The 21,859-nt window shown below is 51.0% G+C and carries 14 protein-coding genes and 1 CRISPR repeat array; of the genes, 7 read left to right on the top strand and 7 right to left on the bottom strand.

Annotation, left to right across the window (positions count from 1 at the left end; translation table 11 throughout):
- Positions 1 to 35 precede the first annotated feature (35 nt).
- The 6 genes from accA to cas4 all read left to right on the top strand — a co-directional run bounded on the left by accA (position 36) and on the right by cas4 (position 9,035).
- Entirely contained in the window at positions 36 to 992 is a 957-nt protein-coding gene (gene accA / locus V6U78_RS01705; RefSeq protein WP_405336551.1) for an acetyl-CoA carboxylase carboxyl transferase subunit alpha, read from the top strand.
- Between the two features lie 12 nt (positions 993 to 1,004).
- Positions 1,005 to 2,330 carry a tRNA lysidine(34) synthetase TilS gene (tilS, locus tag V6U78_RS01700; protein WP_405336549.1) on the top strand — a complete coding sequence of 442 codons (1,326 nt, stop codon included), beginning with the start codon at positions 1,005 to 1,007 and terminating at the stop codon, positions 2,328 to 2,330.
- A gap of 309 nt (positions 2,331 to 2,639) precedes the next feature.
- On the top strand, positions 2,640 to 7,022 hold the full coding sequence (locus V6U78_RS01695) for a hypothetical protein (RefSeq protein WP_405336547.1): 4,383 nt from the start codon (positions 2,640 to 2,642) through the stop codon (positions 7,020 to 7,022).
- 165 nt (positions 7,023 to 7,187) lie between these two features.
- Positions 7,188 to 8,171 (top strand): CRISPR-associated endonuclease Cas1, encoded by a 984-nt coding sequence (gene cas1 / locus V6U78_RS01690; protein WP_405336545.1) that lies wholly within the window; start codon positions 7,188 to 7,190, stop codon positions 8,169 to 8,171.
- Positions 8,172 to 8,179: 8 nt separating this feature from the next.
- Positions 8,180 to 8,467, top strand: coding sequence for a CRISPR-associated endonuclease Cas2 (gene cas2 / locus V6U78_RS01685; protein WP_405336543.1), 288 nt, complete (start codon positions 8,180 to 8,182; stop codon positions 8,465 to 8,467).
- Positions 8,454 to 9,035, top strand: coding sequence for a CRISPR-associated protein Cas4 (cas4, locus tag V6U78_RS01680; RefSeq protein WP_405336541.1), 582 nt, complete (start codon positions 8,454 to 8,456; stop codon positions 9,033 to 9,035). The genes cas2 and cas4 overlap by 14 nt, the downstream gene beginning before the upstream one ends.
- A gap of 107 nt (positions 9,036 to 9,142) precedes the next feature.
- Positions 9,143 to 13,513: direct repeats of the CRISPR family, unit length 37 nt; unit sequence GCTTCAGAGCCTATCTCAACAAGTCAGCCACTGAAAC.
- 66 nt (positions 13,514 to 13,579) lie between these two features.
- Here cas4 and V6U78_RS01675 read toward each other — a convergent pair.
- The 7 genes from V6U78_RS01675 to trxA all read right to left on the bottom strand — a co-directional run bounded on the left by V6U78_RS01675 (position 13,580) and on the right by trxA (position 20,103).
- On the bottom strand, positions 13,580 to 14,317 hold the full coding sequence (locus V6U78_RS01675) for a YdcF family protein (protein ID WP_405336539.1): 738 nt from the start codon (positions 14,315 to 14,317) through the stop codon (positions 13,580 to 13,582).
- A complete protein-coding gene (gene gloA, locus V6U78_RS01670; protein WP_405336537.1) occupies positions 14,317 to 14,871 on the bottom strand; it encodes a lactoylglutathione lyase in 555 nt (184 codons plus the stop codon). The genes V6U78_RS01675 and gloA overlap by 1 nt, the downstream gene beginning before the upstream one ends.
- A 70-nt stretch (positions 14,872 to 14,941) precedes the next feature.
- Positions 14,942 to 15,709 (bottom strand): dihydromonapterin reductase, encoded by a 768-nt coding sequence (folM, locus tag V6U78_RS01665; protein ID WP_405336535.1) that lies wholly within the window; start codon positions 15,707 to 15,709, stop codon positions 14,942 to 14,944.
- 21 nt (positions 15,710 to 15,730) lie between these two features.
- Positions 15,731 to 16,477 (bottom strand): ferredoxin reductase domain-containing protein, encoded by a 747-nt coding sequence (locus V6U78_RS01660; protein ID WP_405336533.1) that lies wholly within the window; start codon positions 16,475 to 16,477, stop codon positions 15,731 to 15,733.
- A 75-nt stretch (positions 16,478 to 16,552) separates the two neighbouring features.
- On the bottom strand, positions 16,553 to 18,055 hold the full coding sequence (gene ubiD, locus V6U78_RS01655) for a 4-hydroxy-3-polyprenylbenzoate decarboxylase (protein WP_405336531.1): 1,503 nt from the start codon (positions 18,053 to 18,055) through the stop codon (positions 16,553 to 16,555).
- 90 nt (positions 18,056 to 18,145) lie between these two features.
- On the bottom strand, positions 18,146 to 19,405 hold the full coding sequence (rho, locus tag V6U78_RS01650) for a transcription termination factor Rho (protein WP_405336530.1): 1,260 nt from the start codon (positions 19,403 to 19,405) through the stop codon (positions 18,146 to 18,148).
- 371 nt (positions 19,406 to 19,776) lie between these two features.
- Entirely contained in the window at positions 19,777 to 20,103 is a 327-nt protein-coding gene (trxA, locus tag V6U78_RS01645) for a thioredoxin TrxA (RefSeq protein ID WP_405336528.1), read from the bottom strand.
- Positions 20,104 to 20,310: 207 nt separating this feature from the next.
- Between trxA and V6U78_RS01640 the strand changes: the two genes are divergently transcribed.
- Positions 20,311 to 21,822 carry a Ppx/GppA phosphatase family protein gene (locus V6U78_RS01640; protein ID WP_405336526.1) on the top strand — a complete coding sequence of 504 codons (1,512 nt, stop codon included), beginning with the start codon at positions 20,311 to 20,313 and terminating at the stop codon, positions 21,820 to 21,822.
- Positions 21,823 to 21,859 lie beyond the last annotated feature (37 nt).

Genomic DNA, 21,859 nt, shown 5'->3' with positions numbered 1-21,859 from the left:
TAAATACGACTATTAATCAGGCACACATTGACCCTATGAACCTCAATTATCTCGATTTTGAACAACCCATTGCCGATCTCGAAGCCAAAATTGAAGAGCTGCGTTTAGTTGGCAATGATTCTGATCTCAACCTGAGCGATGAAATCAGCCGCCTGCAAGAGAAAAGCACCAAGCTCACCGAGCAAATCTTTTCTAATCTGAGTTCATGGCAGGTCTCACAACTGTCACGCCATCCAATGCGTCCCTACACGCTGGACTATCTCAATCTGCTATTTGATGATTTTGATGAGCTGCACGGTGATCGGCACTTTGCTGATGATGCGGCCATCGTCGGTGGTATGGCTCGCTTGGATGGCCGCCCCGTGATGGTCATCGGGCATCAAAAAGGCCGTGATGTAAAAGAAAAGGTCAGACGTAATTTTGGCATGCCACGCCCTGAAGGCTATCGCAAAGCCCTGCGCCTGATGGAAATGGCCGAACGCTTCAAGATGCCCATCCTGACTTTTATTGATACCCCCGGTGCCTATCCAGGTATTGATGCCGAAGAGCGCGGTCAGTCTGAAGCCATCGCCTTTAACCTGGCGGTGATGTCACGCCTGAAAACCCCGATTATCGCGACCGTAATCGGCGAAGGCGGCTCAGGTGGTGCGCTGGCAATCGGCGTCTGCGATGAACTGATGATGCTGCAATATGCCACCTACTCAGTGATCTCCCCTGAAGGCTGCGCCTCCATTTTGTGGAAAAGCGCTGGCAAAGCCTCCGATGCTGCCGAAGCCATGGGCCTCACCGCACCACGTCTAAAAGAACTGGGGCTAGTCGATACGGTCATTCCTGAGCCTCTGGGTGGTGCACATCGCAACCCAGAGCAGATGGTCCAAAGCCTCAAAGCCAGCTTGATCAGCCGTCTCGATGCGCTCGAACAGCAGACAGATGAAGCCCTGATCGAACGTCGCTACCAGCGTTTGATGGCCTATTCCTCACTGGCTGAATAAGCCGCCCTGAGCGTGCTGACCCGCCGTCAGCGCGCTTTGCCTATGCATCCTCTTGCTCAGCAACTTCGCCACCAACTCGATCCACTTCTGGCTAAGACGCATCCCCCTCGTCTTTGCCTAGCGCTCAGTGGTGGGCTGGATTCACGCGTTTTACTGGCCCTGCTACTTGAAGCCTACCCTGCAAGCGAGAGCCGACCTCAGCTGCGCGCACTGCATATCCATCATGGCCTATCTCCTCATGCCGATCAGTGGGCTGATTTTTGTGTTGATCTCTGCCGCCAAGCGGGCCTGCCTTGCGCGGTGGTGAAGGTTGATCCGGCTACAGAAGATGGCGCCAGCCTAGAAGCCCGTGCCCGCACAGCGCGCTATCGCGTGTTTACCGCCCAGCTCCAACAGGATGAATACCTGCTCCAGGCCCATCATCGTCAAGATCAAGCAGAAACCCTCTTACTGCGACTGCTGCGCGGTGCAGGCACTCAAGGGCTACGCGCCATCCCCCAGCAGCGACCTCTTGGTGCCGGCCAGCTACTGCGGCCACTGCTGCACTCTCCCAGAAGCCAGCTGGAAGACTATGCTCATCAAGCCGGACTCGATTGGGTTGAAGATGAAAGCAATCAACAAGACCACTTTGATCGCAACTTTATTCGCCTGCATGTTCTGCCCCTACTCAACCAGCGTTTTGCGCATGCCGAGGCCAATCTGGCACTGAGCGCGCAACTGGCCGCACACAGCCATAGCTTGCAGGATGATTTGGCTGCGCTTGATCTGGCGCAAACCTGCCCCGCCCCGCACCAGCCAGCACAAGGACGCTTTAGCCTCAGCACCCTGATGCAGCTGCGCCCCATACGACGCATCAACCTGTTGCGCTACTGGCTGAACCAGCAGGGCTACCCCCACCCCAGCCATCACCAGTGGGCACAGCTTGATCAACTCCTCCACGCTCGACAAGATGCACAACCCCTCGTCAGTTGGGGCCAGATTCAAGCCCGCCGCTTTGGTGATCAGCTCTTTATTCAGCCCGCCGCTCACTTCGCGCCCCTTCCTGCCGACTGGCAACTGCAGTGGCAAAATGGAACGCCTCTCGTCACCCCTTGCGGCACCTGGACGCTGACGCTCACCCCCCTGCAAGGTGAGGCCCCCACATACTTTACTCTGCGCGCCCGTCAAGGTGGCGAAAGCCTCCGTCTTGCCCAACGTGGACGACGTGATCTCAAGCGCCTACTGCAAGAAAGCGGCCTCCCCCCCTGGCAGCGCCAACAGCTGCCGCTGATTTGGCATCAAGATGAGCTAATCGCAGTGGGTGATCTGCTGGTGGCAGAGGGGTGGGAGAAGCGATAAGGCACTCCGCAGCCCATCATCAACAAAAAGCTCCGAGGTGATAACAGTCGGCTTTTGTCTAGGTTGCAGGTTTCAAAGGAAGGCGGCAAGGTAGCAATAGCTGATATAAAAGGAAAAGGTAAAATGGATGACAAAACCTATATTGCTCATGCCAAACAGGATTCAGAAGAACACCGAAGAATTATCAAGAAAAAGGCCCAAAATTATTTTATAAGCGGGTGGTTAATCACGCGGGCCCTGATACTTAAGATAACTATTTAGGAGATCATCATGTCACATGGACACCTGATTGCACCCCTCGCTCTAGATTTGGGCGCATCAAAAACAGGCGTATTCACTGCCATTTATGCAGCCAACACTGATCTGGCTGCCTTCTCAAAAAATACCAGCAAAACGGCCTTTGTGGCCGATATTGATAAAAACGGCTATACCCTGCTTCAGACAGGCAGAACAGCCAATCGTCATACCATCCGTGGGCGCACCCGCAACAAACAAGCAAAAAAATTATTCACCTTGATTCTGGATGTTGTTTATCGCTTCCCCGTAGAAAAACACCGTGAAGCGATCAGCCACCTGATGAATCGCAGGGGGTTCACTTATCTGGAAAGCCAGATTGATAACGACAAGCTGGACAGTCTGGAGCCAGAAATACGGGATGAACTGATTCAAGAATTAAAGGCAAAAGGGCAAACCAGTGTTGCCGAACTGTTTGAGAGCCAGGCGCTCAGTGATGCGCTGAATGAATTGGTTTGCCATCATGCCGCCGATCTGGAGCTAACACGAACCAATCTATCTGCATGGGTGAGCAGAGATAAAAAACGTCAATCCCAGACCAAGCCACTTCAGGATGCTTTGAGTTTCTACATCAAGGACCTCACCGCTGGGGCCAAGTTTCGGGCCAAGTATTTCAAGGCGGTAAAGCAGGACCTTCGCCTGATGCAACGCCACCCAGTTAAAGCCTGCCGCAAACTCTTTTTTGCATTGGGTGATTATGGCAAGCGGCATCAAGTCAATATGCCCAGCATTTTTTACCAGCTGCTATGTCATGTGAACAATTTTGACCTCAAGCTACTCAATCGCATTCACAAGGAGATCAATGGAAAAAGTGGTGTCAATCAAGCTGAAGAGATCATCAGTCGGCATTTTGGTCAGTGGATCTGCAAACACTGGTCGTTATCCAAAGCCAATGGTGAAGCTCGCCTGATTGAAATCAAGAAACTGCAACAGGCCTGGAAAGCGTTTGAGCAGCAGGCACCCGGCAAGGTGTTTGATTTTTTGATTCAAACACCGCCTGAACAGACGATCCCGCCCTATGAAAGTCACACAAATCGCCGACCACCGCGTTGTCAGACCCTTAAACTCAACCCTGACGAGCTGGATCAAAGCTACCCTGAATGGAAGACTTGGCTAGAGCAGCTGACCGCTCTGGAAGAGGTTAAAGCTCCGCAATCTGCTTACCGACACCAGCTTAGCCAGGTGATGAGTAGCAAAGGCAATGCCTTGGTGGGTCAGCAAGAACTGGCAGCTCGACAGCTGCAGCTTCTACTGGATACCAGCAAGGCACGTGATCCCTTCCAGCTGAATGAAATCTGGTCAAAACTGAAAAAACGCAAAGAGCTACAACGTAAAAAAAAGGACACGGCTTCTATAGATAGCCAGCTTAAGGAGGTCTTGCAAGCAACCCGCCTGCCCACTCAGCTGCATCCTGATCTTCAAAATGAGGCCAGTCCGGGCGATTTCTGGCATCTCGTTAACCGCTATTACCAAATACGCAGACGGGCCAGAGCTGGTCGCTACTTTCTGCATTACGACAGGCAGCAGCCCGAATCTCAGCGCTGGCAGCATCACGGCAAACTTTTGATGATGTGCCAACATCGCCCCCGTCAGCTGAGCCATCAGGCGCTGATGGATGTAGCCGTCCTGCTGGGGGTTGGTCACCAGCAGCTGCCAGCCACAGATATTGACCAGTTACAGGATTTTTTTCGCAATATCCGTGGCCTTAAAAGAGCCTGCGAATTGGCTTACCGTGCGCAAAAAAGCCACGGTGCTGACCTGAAAATGCTTCTGCATGCAGATTCTGAACTGATCAAACTTAACGCCAAGGTGCCCGGCCTGATCACGCAGCTTGCCGCAGCCATGAAATTATCAATCGAGAACACCCAAACCTTCTGCGAACGTAACCGCTCTTTTTATGTTCTTGCACAGCTTTACCCCTTGGTATGGGGAGATCGCAGTGGCTTCGGTAAAACTTGCCCTGTATGTGCACAGGATAATGCTGCCAGAATGTCAGATACCAACAACCAGCCGCAGGCTTCGCGCTTAACGACCCTGTCCATGCGCTTAATTGATGGAGCCTTAAAACGTTTGCTGACTCACCAAGCGCACCATATTGCTAACCGAGTCTGGCCGAGCATTGAGGAGCAGGCAAAAGGAGCCAGCAAGGTCACTCTTCCTTTAATACTTGAGCAGAATCGGTTTGATTTCACAGAAAATCTGCCGGCTCTTAAAGGCCAGCCTGCTCCGAAAAAAACCGCAAAAACAATCGATCTGAAAGGCAAAAAGAACGAGCGCATACAGTTGGCCTCCCAAGGCATCTGCCCCTATACCGCAGAAGTGCTGACAGAACACTCAGGTGATATCGATCACATTATTCCACGCAGCAGTGGCTATGGTGTGCTCAATGATGAAGCAAACTTGATTTACGCCTCCGTGAACGGTAACCGAAAAATAAAACAGGATCGCTTGTTCACGCTCGCCGACCTGAGCCCGGCTTACTTGAAACAGCAATTTGGAACGGCTGACCCTCAGGCCATCACTCAGCAGATTGAAAAAACGCTTTGGTCAGATGATAAAACGGCGTTCCGTTTCGGTAGCTATCGGCAGTTTATAGCGCTGGATGAGCCGAGCAAAACGGCCTTTCGCCATGCTCTTTTCCTGAACCAGGATCACCCATTAAGAGCCAAGGTGATCGATGCCTTGGGCCACCGTCATAAAGCCAAGGTAAATGGCACCCAGCGATATATGGCACAGCTACTGGCCGATGTGCTGACTGCCAAGGCCAAGGGCACTGAGCTGGAAGGAAAACTGGAATTTGATTACTTTGAAGTCAGCAGTAATGGACTGGACGAAGATTCCACCGTTGCCCTACGCAAGCTGATCCGTACCTCAAATGTTAAACCGGAACTGGATTTAAAGGCTTTCGATAAGAAAGCGGGGCAGTCACAAGATGATTACTCCCATGTCATTGATGCCACTATGGCATTCATGATTGCACTGGAAAGACATCAGGATGAAGGTGCTCTGAAAATGCTCTTACCTGAAGGGCAAACCGTATGGGGAGAAGTGGATGATGACGGCTTAGTGACCGCAAAAGTATATGAACAAATCGCTGTAGAGCCAGAAAAGCTGGCACCTCCAGTTAAAGTTGTACCCCGCAGCAGCCTGGAAAATGTCCAAGCCTTACAAAAAGGGGCCAAGCCTCATCAGGCCATCAGTCGACCTGTATTCAGAAAAAATGCAATAGGGCTGGATTTCTTTGATCTTTGCCTGCTTGAAGGCCAGCTATACAAAGGCTTTATGCAGCCAGACAAGGACAGAGCTGTTTTTAGAAAAGCCAAAGAAAAACCGGCAGACAAAAAAACGGACATGATTCAGTTTGCGCACCAGGCAGGCTACTACCGCCTACAGCAGCATGGCGATCAGTCTATTTATCACCCCAATAAGTACAGGCTCACAGAACTGCTGTTTACCACCTTGAATGCAGCCAAGGATCGGGCAAGTTTTTCAACAGACACCCAGGAAGCGAAGCTGGCACTCTGGCTATTTGGTCGAGCAGGTGGTGCCGGTCAACTGTTTTTCTATACCAATAGTGCGCCCTTGCTGGAGGCACCGGCAATTGTTGAGAAGCAATCAGATTCACCCTACTACCATCAATGGAAGCAACATTACGACCAGTGGTTAGAGATAGCACCGGACACCAAGGTTAAGAATGGTGCTTGGGATATTTCGGCTGACCGGATGGCTCAGTGGCACCAGCATTGCCGAGCCTTTCTTTCAATTGAAGCCAATGAACGGTCACACCGAGCGGTCAAAGACTATGCAATGAAGGTGGAAACTCAGGGCAGTGGTGCCATGGCTTTGGTTCGCAGGTTTTCTGACAGTGGGGAACCCCTTTACCAGTTGCACTCTTTTCATAATGGCACTTTGGGGAGTGACGAAATTCCTGTATTTGCCTTGAATTCACCCAATGTGGCTCTGATGAAAAAAGAGCGTATCACCCAAGGTTACCCTCAGGAACTCAAAGAGAAAAAGGTATTTAAACCGCAGGTGATACCTGCCAATCAATTCTTTAAAGCAGAACCAAGTGCTGAACTGGGGCTGGAATTGGATCGTCTGGAAGTGTTTGCGACCAAAGCAACTCAAGTTGAAGTACGTAACCTCCCAGCAGCCTGGTTTGCAGAGCATCTGGTGCAGGCAGGTGCTGCTGAAGATGCTAAGCCTTGGCAAAAACTTAAAGCCCTGGCAATTAGCACAGATCCCACATCAGAGGTTTCTATCAATCGGAAGCTCCTAACAAGTTTGCTGTCCCTTGCCTGTAGTGACAAGAGTGCAGGAATAGCTATTGATGGGGAGCAACTGGTATTGCGGCTACCTTACAAATCGGCCAGTCTGACAAAATTATTGAAGGAGTGAAGAAACAGAAAAAGCGCATCAGGGGCGCTTTTTCTGTAGCAAGGGTGCGCAATGCAGAGCCTTGTTCATAGTTGACCGTAAAGTGATTTCAGCTTTACGGCTGACTTGTTGAACCTTGATCTTAATCTGAATTGCGCACCAATACAATCATAAAGGAGATGATTTATGCAGCACGTTGTCATTCAGGAATATGGCAAAGCACTTGGAGTCACTTCAGAAAGACTCGTCATAAGAGACGCCGACACACCCACCAAAGAAATTCCCCTACGTAAAATCAGCACCCTCTCCGTACAAAAATCAGGTGTTAGCCTTTCATCCAATCTGCTCAGTGCTTGTGCCCGTTATGGCATCAAGGTCTTTATTGGTAATCGTGCCCAAGAACTTTGTTGCCTCCAGGGTAATGCCCAGCATGCAGTAGTGCAAAACAGAATGCACCAATTCCAATTCCTGGCGAGTGACGAACAGCGTTACAGAATTGCCAGAGCTTTTATCTACGGCAAAATCCGTAACCAGAGAACAACGGCGCTTTATTTTAATAAACAAAAATGCAGTGCTGAGAAAAAAGCCGCTGCGGCAGTTTTGGCTAATGGTCTTGAACTGCTTTCTCAACAAGTACGAGACTTGCCTTACACAGACAACTGGAACGCGACCCTGATGGGGCTGGAAGGAAAAGCTGCAGCCAGCTACTGGCAGGTTTTGGCTGAACACGAATGGTTAGGGAGCGAGTTTAAAGGTAGAACGGGCAGAGGCGCTCAAGATCCAGCTAATCAAGCTTTGAATTATGGTTATGGCATTCTCTCTAGCGTGATCTGGAATAGTCTGACGAATGCCGGACTAGAGGTTTACCTCGGGGCCTTACATGCAGTCCGACCCGGAAAACCTGCTCTGGTTCTGGATGTGATGGAGGAATACCGCGCTTGGGTGGTAGACCGTGCCGTGATTAAACTCAGAAGCCACTTGAGCGGCCCCAGCCTCAAGCCAAAAATCCGCAAAAAGCTCACTGGAGAAATCCTGACGACTCTGGCGAAACCCATTCATTACCGTGGTCGAAAAATCAGGCTGGAAAGCGTGATCCAGCGGCAATGCTACCGACTATGCGGCCTTTTTGCTGATGAACAAAAATACCGCCCCTTGTTATTCCGCTGGTGAGGCTCAAGATGGCAAAAACAACAGAAGTGCTCATTGCCTACGACATCGAAGACAACAAAATGCGAACACGACTTTTTAACCAATTAAAGGATGTCGGCATGATATCTGTTCAGAAGTCGGTGATGTGGGGTCGTTTGCTGCCTGCTGATATCAAGTTGGCTAAGCGTATTCTGGCCACGGAGATTGACCAGAATACGGACAAAGCCTTCATCATGGTCAGCAAAATGTCCGAAAACACCCTGTTCTTTGGCAGTAAACCGAATTTTGAGGAGTATGACAGCCATGACATCTACTGATGAGCTGATCCCTGTCAGCCATATTCGCCAGTTTTTGTTTTGCCCGCGCATTCCCTGGTTCAAACAAGTGATGAGCTTCGAGCCACCTGAACAGGGGTGGGTTTCTCAGGGTAAACGCTGGCATGCGTCGCAAAACCCACGTCATAAAAGGCGACTAAACCAGTATATTAAGGGCCCTTCCAAGCATGAGGTTGATGTTTATGTCTGCTCCAGAAGCCTAGGTGTACATGGCTATATAGATGAATTGATCAGTAATGGCGATCAGGGGGTGGTGATCGAGTACAAGGTAGATAAAAATAAGCCCACGCTTGCCCAGAAACTCCAATTGATGGCCTATGCTATCGGAGTTGAAGAGTCACTTTATCTCAAGGTGGCGGCCGCTGTACTTCTAAAAGGGGATGCCAGAAAGCAGTATCCGGTTGACCTGAGCAGTGAGCTGAGACTGGCCTTGTTCAAAGTAGTGGCAGAACTGAGAAAGACAACCAGCATTCACCGGATGCCAGCATCCAGCGCAACAGAGGCAAAATGTGATCAATGTGAATATCTGAGGTACTGCAATGATCGTTAGAAGTTTTTTCGCAAAATCTAAATGTTTTTGAGCATTGGAAGAGTTTTCGGAAAAAGTTAGGCTCTGTGCCCCGCTAACTAACTGTTGTTACGCAGAAAGTTTTTGGGGCTTCAGAGCCTATCTCAACAAGTCAGCCACTGAAACACGCAAGGTCGCATCGAATACGAGTGGTACGGTCCTGCTTCAGAGCCTATCTCAACAAGTCAGCCACTGAAACTCACCCTCACCATCGCCTGAACCGCCACCGCCAGAAGCTTCAGAGCCTATCTCAACAAGTCAGCCACTGAAACGAAGAAAACTCAGTGTTGGAGCATTGCTGGCTTTTTCGCTTCAGAGCCTATCTCAACAAGTCAGCCACTGAAACTATATTTCCGCCGCAAAACGGGCAAGGCAACAACCGCTTCAGAGCCTATCTCAACAAGTCAGCCACTGAAACTCACCATCGCCATCACCATCGCCTGAACCGCCACCGGCTTCAGAGCCTATCTCAACAAGTCAGCCACTGAAACCCGCCCCCGTTTTGGCAAGAGCGCAACTGGCCGAGGCGCTTCAGAGCCTATCTCAACAAGTCAGCCACTGAAACCGCCTTGCTGAGCGCAGCTTCAAGCCGCTTGATTGGCTTCAGAGCCTATCTCAACAAGTCAGCCACTGAAACAAGAAATTCCAGCAGGGGTTTTTTTCCATGAATGTCGCTTCAGAGCCTATCTCAACAAGTCAGCCACTGAAACCTGAGCAGGGCCGTTTTTACGCTGCTTTTTTATCTGGCTTCAGAGCCTATCTCAACAAGTCAGCCACTGAAACACAGGCCGCACCACCAACGACTACGGGGAGCGACTGGCTTCAGAGCCTATCTCAACAAGTCAGCCACTGAAACCCGGTCACCGCCGCCATGGTGTTTTTTTTACAGCCGGCTTCAGAGCCTATCTCAACAAGTCAGCCACTGAAACTTCCCGATGTCGCCTGTATTCTCAGCCCAAGCGACGCTTCAGAGCCTATCTCAACAAGTCAGCCACTGAAACGTTCTCTGCATCTTGCGCGGGCCTTACAACCACATAGCTTCAGAGCCTATCTCAACAAGTCAGCCACTGAAACATCTAACGATGAGTGGGGTTTTTTTGTTTTTTTAGCTTCAGAGCCTATCTCAACAAGTCAGCCACTGAAACCATCTTACAAAACTAGATGCCCTGTCTGATTGCAAGCTTCAGAGCCTATCTCAACAAGTCAGCCACTGAAACCCACGGATACCGCCAGAGTCAGAGTTAGGCCGCACGCTTCAGAGCCTATCTCAACAAGTCAGCCACTGAAACGTATTTTGTCAGCGGCTTACAAGGTTTGTGGGGTGGGCTTCAGAGCCTATCTCAACAAGTCAGCCACTGAAACATTTTACTGCGCCGTTGTAATCATCCCCGCCAATCGGCTTCAGAGCCTATCTCAACAAGTCAGCCACTGAAACAGGCGAACGCGCCACAAACTGCGCTCACCCTTTGGCTTCAGAGCCTATCTCAACAAGTCAGCCACTGAAACCCGTTAACACCAGGGTCTGCATGTTGATTTCCTCGCTTCAGAGCCTATCTCAACAAGTCAGCCACTGAAACACTAGAGGATTGGAAAAGTGAGCAAGCTGTCGAACGCTTCAGAGCCTATCTCAACAAGTCAGCCACTGAAACGTACTGGAATGCTCGACTCTGCTGCTGTATAAATCGCGCTTCAGAGCCTATCTCAACAAGTCAGCCACTGAAACTCTTTTAAATCGCTTTTCTTGCTGTTTTCTGCTTGCTTCAGAGCCTATCTCAACAAGTCAGCCACTGAAACTACCCCCGATCCCACACGATGCGAATCCCCAGCTGCTTCAGAGCCTATCTCAACAAGTCAGCCACTGAAACAACTCAAGCTAATCATGAGTTGAGCCTGCTCAAGCATGCTTCAGAGCCTATCTCAACAAGTCAGCCACTGAAACAAGGAGTTTTGTCACTGAACCCCATCTGCTTGAGGCTTCAGAGCCTATCTCAACAAGTCAGCCACTGAAACCCTGCACGTCCAAAACGGCGGCACGGCCAGCATCAGCTTCAGAGCCTATCTCAACAAGTCAGCCACTGAAACATCTCCTTGAGAAAGTCGCCAGCCACGGCATCCCAGCTTCAGAGCCTATCTCAACAAGTCAGCCACTGAAACATCATGGCCGCGCCCTTGCTGGCATGGTGCAGGAAGCTTCAGAGCCTATCTCAACAAGTCAGCCACTGAAACCTCTCACAACTTGGCCGAAACCATTGAAGCCTTCGCTTCAGAGCCTATCTCAACAAGTCAGCCACTGAAACCTCAAAGACTTCGTAGAAAAGCGCGGCCAAAAGCTGGCTTCAGAGCCTATCTCAACAAGTCAGCCACTGAAACAGTACCATCGTGGTGCGTTGAGCATCGTGCTTCTGGCTTCAGAGCCTATCTCAACAAGTCAGCCACTGAAACTGGACAGTCACGACCAAACCTACGGCAGCCGCCACAGCTTCAGAGCCTATCTCAACAAGTCAGCCACTGAAACAGCTCTCGCGATAACTCGGCATGGCGCTGCGTCAGCTTCAGAGCCTATCTCAACAAGTCAGCCACTGAAACCGAAGCCTGTTTTGAAGACCTCAAGTTTCGACTGGCTTCAGAGCCTATCTCAACAAGTCAGCCACTGAAACAGGGTCCCCTTCCTGGAAGATGGAATAAGTTTTGGCTTCAGAGCCTATCTCAACAAGTCAGCCACTGAAACCAGCTACCCTGATGAGGCTTTTGCTCAGTCAGTGGCTTCAGAGCCTATCTCAACAAGTCAGCCACTGAAACTGGAGAGTGCGCTTCCTTTTTCACTATACACAGCGCTTCAGAGCCTATCTCAACAAGTCAGCCACTGAAACATGACTGAGGCGTAATCTGATGCCAGTTCAAGGATGCTTCAGAGCCTATCTCAACAAGTCAGCCACTGAAACCCGGTCTTCGCTCCAAAACAGGGAATGTTCCATGGCTGCTTCAGAGCCTATCTCAACAAGTCAGCCACTGAAACATACCGTTGCTCAAGCCCAAAAGACTCTGGATCGGGCTTCAGAGCCTATCTCAACAAGTCAGCCACTGAAACAAGCAGCCACAGCAGCAGCGTTTACCCTGTTCTTGCGCTTCAGAGCCTATCTCAACAAGTCAGCCACTGAAACTGGACAGGCCGGCAAGGGGGCGCAGTTGGAAGACGCTTCAGAGCCTATCTCAACAAGTCAGCCACTGAAACACTCAGGCGCGTTCTCCCAGCTGGGTTTTTTCGCTGCTTCAGAGCCTATCTCAACAAGTCAGCCACTGAAACATCGCGCCAGCCAGCCAGGGAGTCGTCTATGAAGCTTCAGAGCCTATCTCAACAAGTCAGCCACTGAAACCATCCTGGCTGGGTCGCTGGTGGTTTGAAGAGCGCTTCAGAGCCTATCTCAACAAGTCAGCCACTGAAACTCAACATCTTGCTTGTGAATAGCAGGATTAAGCGCTTCAGAGCCTATCTCAACAAGTCAGCCACTGAAACACCACCTTTGTTATTGCCGTTGGTGATAGCAGCGTTGCTTCAGAGCCTATCTCAACAAGTCAGCCACTGAAACAAGAGTACCTTGATTCAATTGCTGATTTTTGGCGCTTCAGAGCCTATCTCAACAAGTCAGCCACTGAAACAAGAGCCAAGGTGGCTCGAATCGCGTCAGTAATTTGGCTTCAGAGCCTATCTCAACAAGTCAGCCACTGAAACCTAAAGGGGTCGGGCTTTTCGGGGTTCGCTAAACGCTTCAGAGCCTATCTCAACAAGTCAGCCACTGAAACAAGCCTGCCCCACACCAATCCAGACCGGCTTGATTCGCTTCAGAGCCTATCTCAACAAGTCAGCCACTGAAACACAACTCGCGCAGCGGCCAGCGTTTTGACATCAGGCATGACGCTTCAGAGCCTATCTCAACAAGTCAGCCACTGAAACAGATGAACAGGAGCGCCTGAAGGAGCAATGTGGGGGCTTCAGAGCCTATCTCAACAAGTCAGCCACTGAAACTGTAATGAACACGGTGAAGAATCAAGTCACTGCCGCTTCAGAGCCTATCTCAACAAGTCAGCCACTGAAACACTCCGGAGAGTGGCTTATGGATGATCGGCTTTGCTTGCTTCAGAGCCTATCTCAACAAGTCAGCCACTGAAACGCAACCAGCGACCCCAGCCCCGCCGCCCTGGTCGGGCTTCAGAGCCTATCTCAACAAGTCAGCCACTGAAACATGCTTGCGCCGCATCCTCTGCAGCCCTTTCTGTAGGCTTCAGAGCCTATCTCAACAAGTCAGCCACTGAAACTTGCGACCGGGACGCATCTTTTCTTCCAGAATCCGCTTCAGAGCCTATCTCAACAAGTCAGCCACTGAAACAGCTGTTGAATCCACGCGGCATCCGATGTGTCCCACACGCTTCAGAGCCTATCTCAACAAGTCAGCCACTGAAACACTGAAGCAAGGCGTGGTATGCGTGGCATCAGCAGCTTAAAGGCGAACACACACCTTTGGAGTCACTCATCTCAGCTGATACGCCACTCTCCCCAAGTACTCGTGAATGGCTAGGGTGCTTTTTCTCAAGTGGTAGGCACTAGGCATCCAGCCAATAAGTCCTTCAGGTGGCGGGGTAGAAAATTGCAGGGGTGCCGGTAAAACCTGGAGTCCTTGGTTTTCAAAAGTAGGAACGGCTCTAGCTAGGTGCCAAGCATGGCTAACGAGGATTACTTGGTTCAGGTTTTCTTGTTGTAGGAGTGCAGCAGTGTAGTAAGCATTTTCTTGGGTGGTGCGGCTTTGCTCTTCAAGCCAGCGGGCTTGTATGCCAAAGCTTTCTTGCAGCGTTTGTTGCATCAGTTGGGCTTCACTGAGTGTTTCTCCATGTTTGCTTCCACCGGTTAGTAAAAGCGGTAAACCGGTTTTCCGGTGCAGCCAGGCTCCATAGTTCAAGCGACTTAAATTCGCCTCACTGGGAGCATTCTGCCAGCCAAACTCTTTTCCTGAATAGGCTCGCCCACCGCCCAAAATGATAATAGCTTGCTGCTGATCCAAGTCTTCCAGCTTGAGTGCGGGGTAGCGTTCCAAGGGCTGAGTCAAGCCGTGGCTGACTACAGGCAGAGATAGCAGGATTAGGGTTAGGCTTCCTGCAAGTACGAAGCTGCTACCCATTTTTTTCCAACGGAACCAGATCAAGCCTAACCCTGCCAAGATCAGCAGGGCGTTGGCAGTAGGTGGTAGCACTAGGTATTTCAACAAGTCCATCACCCCAAATGGCTTTCCAAGCCCTTGGGCAAGCGCGCAGGCTCAAAAATCTCGATCCAGTAACCATCGGGATCGCGGATAAAGGCGATGTCATTCATCTTGCCGTCTTCAGGGCGCTTCACAAAGGCCACACCCAGCTCGGTAAAACGCGCGCAGGCGGCGTCTAAATCAGGAACAGCAAAGCCAATATGCCCAAAGCCTTTGGGCTCTTCATTGCCATTGTGGTACTGGCACTGCTCATCGCTTTCAGTACCCCAGTTCCAAGTCAGCTCCAGCATGGCTGGGCGGCTAAAGGTTTGGACTGTGCGCTCGGCTGCATCTTGTGACCAGTTGGCCAGATCTTGCTCTTCAAGGCTAGCCAAGAAAAACAGCGTGAAGTGCATTTCAGGAAAATCCAGCTTGCGCACCAGTGTCATCCCCAGCACACGCGTATAAAAATCGAGCGTGATTTCAGGATCTTTAATGCGCAGCATGGTTTGGTTAAACACAAAGCCCTGGGTGGCTGGGTCTTTGCTGGGGTGTAAACCTGGGGCTGCTTCAAAATGTTGGCTCATCATCGCTCCTTTACATCAGTTACATCACTATCTTCACTGAGGTGGGGGTTTATAAATAAAACTCAAGGGTTTACTTAAGATGCCGCCCACCGTTCAAGGGTAAAATGCTGCCTGTGGTATAAGGCTGGTGAATCAAATAATCAACGGCTTGCACGAGGCTAGTAAAGCCAGGTTCGATGCCGAGCGGCGATTTTTGCAAGGCCTCGGCTCGATAGGCTTCAGAATCGCCATCATTAAAAGCCAGCAAGGCAGGCGCAATAGCGTTCACGCGGATCTGGGGCGCAAAGCGTGCAGCAAAGGAGTAAGTCAGATTCTCCAGTGCCGCTTTGGTCGCCAAATAAGCACCATGTTTGGCCGAGCCACGGCGCACGGCATCATCGGTTAAATGAATAATTTGTGTGGCCTGTCCGCTTTGTTGTGCCGCTGCGCGTAGCTGAGGTTCTAATGCAAGGTTCAGCAGATAAGGGGCTTGTTGATGCACTTGAAACAAACACTGATGCCTCGCGGCGACCTGTTGCCAGGCTTCTTGATCTTCTTTTTTGGGATCAGCAGACCATTCAGAGGCATTATGCACCAGCAGATGCACCAGATCGCTTTGCTGCTGAACCGCTTGTGCAAAAGCTAAAATCCCTTCATTGGTGCTGAAATCAGCCTGAATACCCAAGGCACCTTGCTGCTCTAGCGCCATCACACCCGGTTTGGGCTGACGATAGCTGAAGATCACCTGATGCCCGGCTGCCAGCCAGTGCTCGGCCAGAGCCAAGCCTGCACGCTGTCCAGCACCAGTAATCACATAAGTGTGTTGGGTCTTGTCTTGCATGTTGGCGGCACAAGGCATGGTCAGGCTCTCCAAGGGAACTTAAGCAGAATAATCACGCGGGGCGTAGAAGTGCACATCGCTGATCAAGGCGCGCGGCGATAAACCTCGCTCCAGCAGCAGATCTTCGACTGCATAGACCATAGCAGGCGAGCCACTGATCAAGCCCTTGAGGTGGGTCGCACTGTGCGGGCCGATAAAATCCTGTGCGAGGGCTTCGGTAATCCGTCCACTACGACCTGTCCACTGTGCATCGGCCAGCTCGACAACCTGTATCAGCTGATGCTGCGGCGCTTGCTGCCAGTTGTGTAGCCATTGCTGGTCATAAAAATCATCCGGCGTACGGACCGCCCAATAGAGGGTAATGGCCGTTTCGGAGGCCTGTTTTTCTAACGCCAGCAACCAGGATTTGATCTGTGCATAGCCTGTTCCGGCGGCAATCAAAGTCAGAGGCTCTGTGCCAGTATTGGATAACACCGCGCCCCCTTGTGGGCCACGCAGTGTGATCCAGTCTTGCTGCTCATAAGCGCGCAAACACTGCTGATGCAATAAGGCCGAAGTCGGGCGATGAGGAAGATGCTGAATATGCAGCTCCAGCTGTGTTGCATCCGATGTGCAGGCCAGAGAGAAGGCCCCCCACTGATCGGCTGCTGCCTGTAACTCGATATACTGGCCAGGCTGAAATGCGATGGGCTGCTCTGGTGCCAACACCAGATGATAGACATCCTCGTTGAGGGGCTGATAGTGCAGCACCCGCGCACGCAGAGATTGAATCGTTGAGTCCGTCATACTTCACTTCTTTTTGCTAGGAGGCCGCCACAAGCTTGAGGTTGCGCACGGCCAGTCTGCGGATTCAGTGCGCGATTATCCGGCACTGATCGTGTTTTTTTGCGGCGCCGCTGGGCAAATATCCAGCTCATCCCAGAGACGATCAATTTTGCTCTTCACTTCATCGGTCATGGTAATGGCCGTTCCCCACTCACGCGTGGTTTCACCTGGCCATTTATTGGTCGCATCCAGTCCCATTTTGGAGCCAAGACCTGAAACCGGTGAGGCAAAATCCAGATAATCAATCGGGGTGTTTTCGATCATCACCGTATCGCGCACTGGGTCCATGCGTGTGGTGATCGCCCACATCACATCCTTCCAATCGCGCGCGTTAATATCATCATCGGTGACAATCACAAACTTGGTGTACATAAACTGGCGCAAGAAGCTCCAGACACCCAGCATCACGCGCTTGGCATGGCCTGGATATTGTTTTTTGATTGTGACCACGGCCATCCGATAGGAGCAGCCTTCAGGCGGCAGATAAAAATCAATAATCTCAGGAAACTGCTTTTGCAGGATTGGCACAAAGACTTCATTCAGTGCCACACCCAGTACGGCTGGCTCGTCCGGTGGCCGTCCTGTATAGGTGGAGTGATAAATCGCATCGGCACGCCGCGTGATACGCTCAACCGTAAAAACAGGGAAGTGATCGACTTCGTTGTAATAGCCAGTATGATCACCAAAGGGGCCTTCAGGTGCGGTTTCGCCAGGCTCGATATAGCCTTCGAGCACGATTTCTGCTGAGGCGGGCACACGCAGATCATAGCCAATAGATTTGATCAGCTCGGTTTTACTACCACGCAACAAGCCAGCAAAGGCATATTCAGAGAGGGTATCAGGCACCGGCGTGACAGCACCCAGAATCGTGGCCGGATCCGCCCCCAAAGCCACGCAGACTGGGAAGCGCTGGCCTGGATTCTCACGGCAGAATTTTTGGTAATCCAACGCACCGCCACGGTGAGCCAGCCAACGCATAATCAGTTTATTGCGCCCAATCAGCTGCTGACGGTAGATACCGAGATTTTCGCGGCCTTTTTTCTGATTTTGGGTGATCACCAATGGCCAGGTCACCAGCGGCGCCGCATCGCCAGGCCAGCAGTGCATGATCGGCAGGTCGTAGAGATTGACCGCCTCACCTTCTTGCACCACCTCCTGACAAGGTGCTTTTTTGACGATCTTCGGACTCATGCTGAGCACTTTTTTAAAGATCGGCAGTTTTTCCCAGGCATCTTTTAAGCCCTTGGGGGGATCTGGCTCTTTCAAAAAAGCAAGCAAACGCCCAATTTCGCGCAGGGCTTCGGTGGATTCAGCGCCCATACCCCAGGCGACTCGCTCAGGAGTACCAAACAGATTGGCTAAGACAGGCACTGAGTGCCCTTTGGGGTTTTCAAAGAGCAGCGCCGGACCGCCAGCACGCAGGGTACGGTCAGCGATCTCAGTCATTTCAAGATAGGGATCGACTTCTTGGGTGATCCGCTTCAGCGCACCACGGGCTTCAAGCTGATCGATAAAATCACGTAAATCCTTGTAGTTCATCTGGATTTCTGACCTCCAATTGTGCAAAAGGCAAGCCTAATGGCTTGCCCTCTGTGTCTGATCACTGAAATTCAGATCAAGCCGATCACGCTATTTGCGCTTCATGGCCTCAAAGAATTCCATATTGGTTTTGGTATCTTTTAAACGGTCAATCAGGAACTCAGTCGCGGCCACATCTTCCATAGGATTGAGCAGCTTACGCAGAATCCACATACGCTGCAGATCTTCTTCAGAGGCCAGAAGATCTTCACGGCGCGTGCCTGAACGACGAATATTGATCGCTGGGTAAATGCGCTTTTCAGCCACTTTACGATCCAGGTGCACTTCCATATTGCCGGTGCCTTTAAACTCTTCATAGATGACTTCATCCATTTTCGAGCCTGTATCCACCAGCGCAGTTGCAATAATGGTTAAGCTGCCGCCTTCTTCGATATTACGCGCCGCACCAAAGAAACGCTTGGGCTTTTCCAGTGCATGGGCATCGACACCACCCGTCAGCACCTTACCTGAGCTAGGCACTACGGTATTATAAGCACGAGCAAGACGAGTAATCGAATCAAGAAGAATGATGACATCCAGCTTGTGCTCAACCAAACGCTTGGCCTTCTCGATCACCATCTCGGCAACTTGAACGTGACGTGCTGGCGGCTCATCAAAAGTGGAGGCCACGACCTCGCCACGCACGGTGCGCTGCATCTCGGTCACTTCTTCAGGGCGCTCATCAATCAGCAGCACGATCAGATGACACTCTGGATTATTACGCTTGATGGAATTGGCCACATTTTGCAGCATCAGCGTTTTACCCGCCTTGGGTGGCGAGACAATCAATCCCCGCTGGCCCTTACCAATTGGCGAGACCAGGTCAATGATCCGTGCGGTGAGATCTTCGCTAGAGCCATTGCCCACTTCCATCACCATGCGGTCATCTGGAAAGAGCGGCGTTAGGTTTTCAAATAGAATCTTGTGTTTGGCGTTTTCAGGGCGGTCAAAGTTAATTGAATCCACCTTTAACAAGGCAAAGTAGCGCTCGCCATCTTTAGGGGGGCGAATCTTGCCGGAAATAGTATCGCCTTTGCGCAGGTTAAAGCGGCGAATCTGGCTGGGGGAAACATAGATATCATCAGGCCCAGCAAGGTAGGAGGAATCTGCTGAACGCAGGAAACCAAATCCATCCTGTAAAATTTCCAGTACGCCATCTCCATAAATATCTTCACCGCTTTTGGCGTGACGTTTGAGAATGGCAAAAATAATATCTTGCTTACGAGAACGGGCGACACTTTCAATGCCCATTTCATTCGCAATTTCCATTAATTCGGCAACGGGTTTCTGCTTGAGTTCGGTCAGATTCATGAGTTTTGTATTGGTGGTCTTACTGGGATCAATTCCGTCTAAGCGGAGCGGATAAAGAATACCGTGCTTGCATCCAGTTGAGAGTGCCGAGTGGTTTCGTTTCCGCCGTTGGACTCACCAGCGCGTTGTTGCAGGCATGGAGAAACAGAAAACGTGGAAAACACTCAGAGGATATGGGGCATGACGGTGATTGTAGGCCTACTCAAGGCCAGATGCTTGGATCTTGGCTGAGCCACTTGCTGCAACTGATCGCGGAATCAAAAAAAGACCAGAAGAGCGAGCGAGGTATCAAAGCCAAGCTATCTTGCCTGAGTGCCTGCCGAGGTGCAAGTTTTTTTGTGCTCCAAGGCAGGACGGGCAAGCTTCAGCGTTTAGAGGCTGGCATCAATAAAAGCAGAGAGCTGAGTTTTAGACAGGGCACCCACCTTGGTGGCTTCGGCATTACCGCCTTTAAAGATCATCAGCGTTGGAATACCACGAATACCAAACTTGGCTGGTGTCTCTGTATTTTCATCAATATTGAGCTTGCACACCTTAATACGACCTTCATATTCGCTGGCCACTTCTTCCAGAACAGGGGCAATCATCTTGCAAGGACCACACCACTCGGCCCAGTAGTCGACTAAAACTGGCTGCGTGGATTGCAGAACTTCTTCTTCAAAGCTGGCGTCAGTCACATTCACAATCGTACTACTCATGGTGTCTCTCCCAAAATCATGCAGTCTCGGCACTTGGCCATTCAGTGATGCGCTTTATCATAGCACTCTCTTTGCAAGGGCTAAAGTCCTCTCTGATTTGTGATTCACCTGCGCTGACTGGTCAGATTAAAATATATAATTCGCTTTTGAAGTGGTATCTTGAGCCACTTCACTAGGATTGCTGATGACTCAACAAAGGCAGGGTTCATGACAGACGCCAACCTCCCCGATGGCACCACTTTAGCCGCTTTAGATCTTGGCTCTAATAGCTTCCATCTCTTGCTGGCCCGTAAAATGCACGGCGAGCTTAATCTACTTAAACGACTTGGCGAGAAGGTACAGCTGGCCGCCGGACTCGATGATCAAGGTCTTTTAAGCGAAGAAGCTCAGCAAAGAGGCCTTGCCTGCTTGCAGCAGATGGCTCCTTTTATACAAGGATTGGGTGAGCAGCAGGTCAAGGCCGTAGGTACCAATGCCCTGCGCGCTGCACACAATAGCCAGGAGTTTCTCGAACGCGCTGAAGAGATTCTGGGTGTGCCAATCGAGATTATTGCCGGCCGCGAAGAAGCACGTTTGATTTATACCGGCGTGGTGTTTACCTCGCCCAAGATAGAAGGCCGCAGACTGGTGATTGATATCGGCGGCGGCAGCACCGAATTTATTATTGGTGATGGCGCAGAACCTGCGCTGATGGAAAGTCTGCATATGGGATGCGTCAGCTATACACAGCGTTTTTTCAAGCAGGGGCAGATCACCAACAAAGCCTTTCAGCAAGCCCGCCTGGCTGCACTCAGTGAACTCCTGCACATCCAAAAAAGCTATCTAGGTTGTGGCTGGCAGGTGGCGCAAGGCAGCTCAGGCAGTCTCAAAGCGTTATCACTGATTGCCGGACAGGGCGAATTTGCACCTTTAACCGCCAAAAAGCTACATGAGTTAGAGAAAGACCTGCTGAAGCACAAGAGCGCAGATCACTGGACTGTTTATGGTTTACGGGCTGATCGCGCCAAGGTGCTGCCTGCCGGTTTAGCCATTGCCTCGGCCTTTTTTGAAGCGCTGCAGATCAAAGAAATGCATTTTGTCGAAGGGGCTCTGCGTGAAGGTCTGCTGTATGAGCTTTCTGGATTGGCTGCGGATGTGGATATTCGTGATCGCACGCTCAATGGATTGCAAGAAAGGTTTCAAGTCGATCTGCTGCAAAGCCAGCTGGTGCAAAGCAGCTGTCTTTATCTCCTTGAACAGGTCAACAGCGCATGGGGGCTGATGCAAGCTAAATGGCGCGATAAACTCGCACGGGCCGCGGCCTTACATGAAATCGGGCTCAGTGTAGCCCATACGCAATATCATAAGCATGGCGCTTATTTAATGCAGTATGCCGATCTTCCCGGTTATACCCGCCTCGAACAAAGAAAGCTCGCTGTTTTAATTCGTACCCATCGACGCAAGTTTGCGCAGGGCGATTTCAAAAGCTTTTCGCCTGAAGATGCACTCAAGCTCAAGCGTCTAGCGCGTCTTTTGCGTCTATCTGTCCTTTTCCACCACAGCCGACCTGATGCCCCGCTGCAGAACATGCAACTCAGTGTCGATAACACCACACCCAAAGAAAGCCTGCATCTTCAGTTTCCTGAGGGTTGGCTAGCCGAACAGCCGTTACTGCAAGCCGATTTAGAGCAGGAAGCCAGCTGGCAGGCTCAGGCTGGATTTGAGCTGACATTTAGCTAAGAAACCTCTGATTAATGCCAAGCTGTTTGTGGCTGGC

It is taken from the genome of Marinospirillum alkalitolerans (genome assembly GCF_045055655.1).
Lineage (GTDB): Bacteria > Pseudomonadota > Gammaproteobacteria > Pseudomonadales > Halomonadaceae > Marinospirillum > Marinospirillum alkalitolerans.
This window is presented reverse-complemented; position numbering and strand designations above follow the sequence as displayed.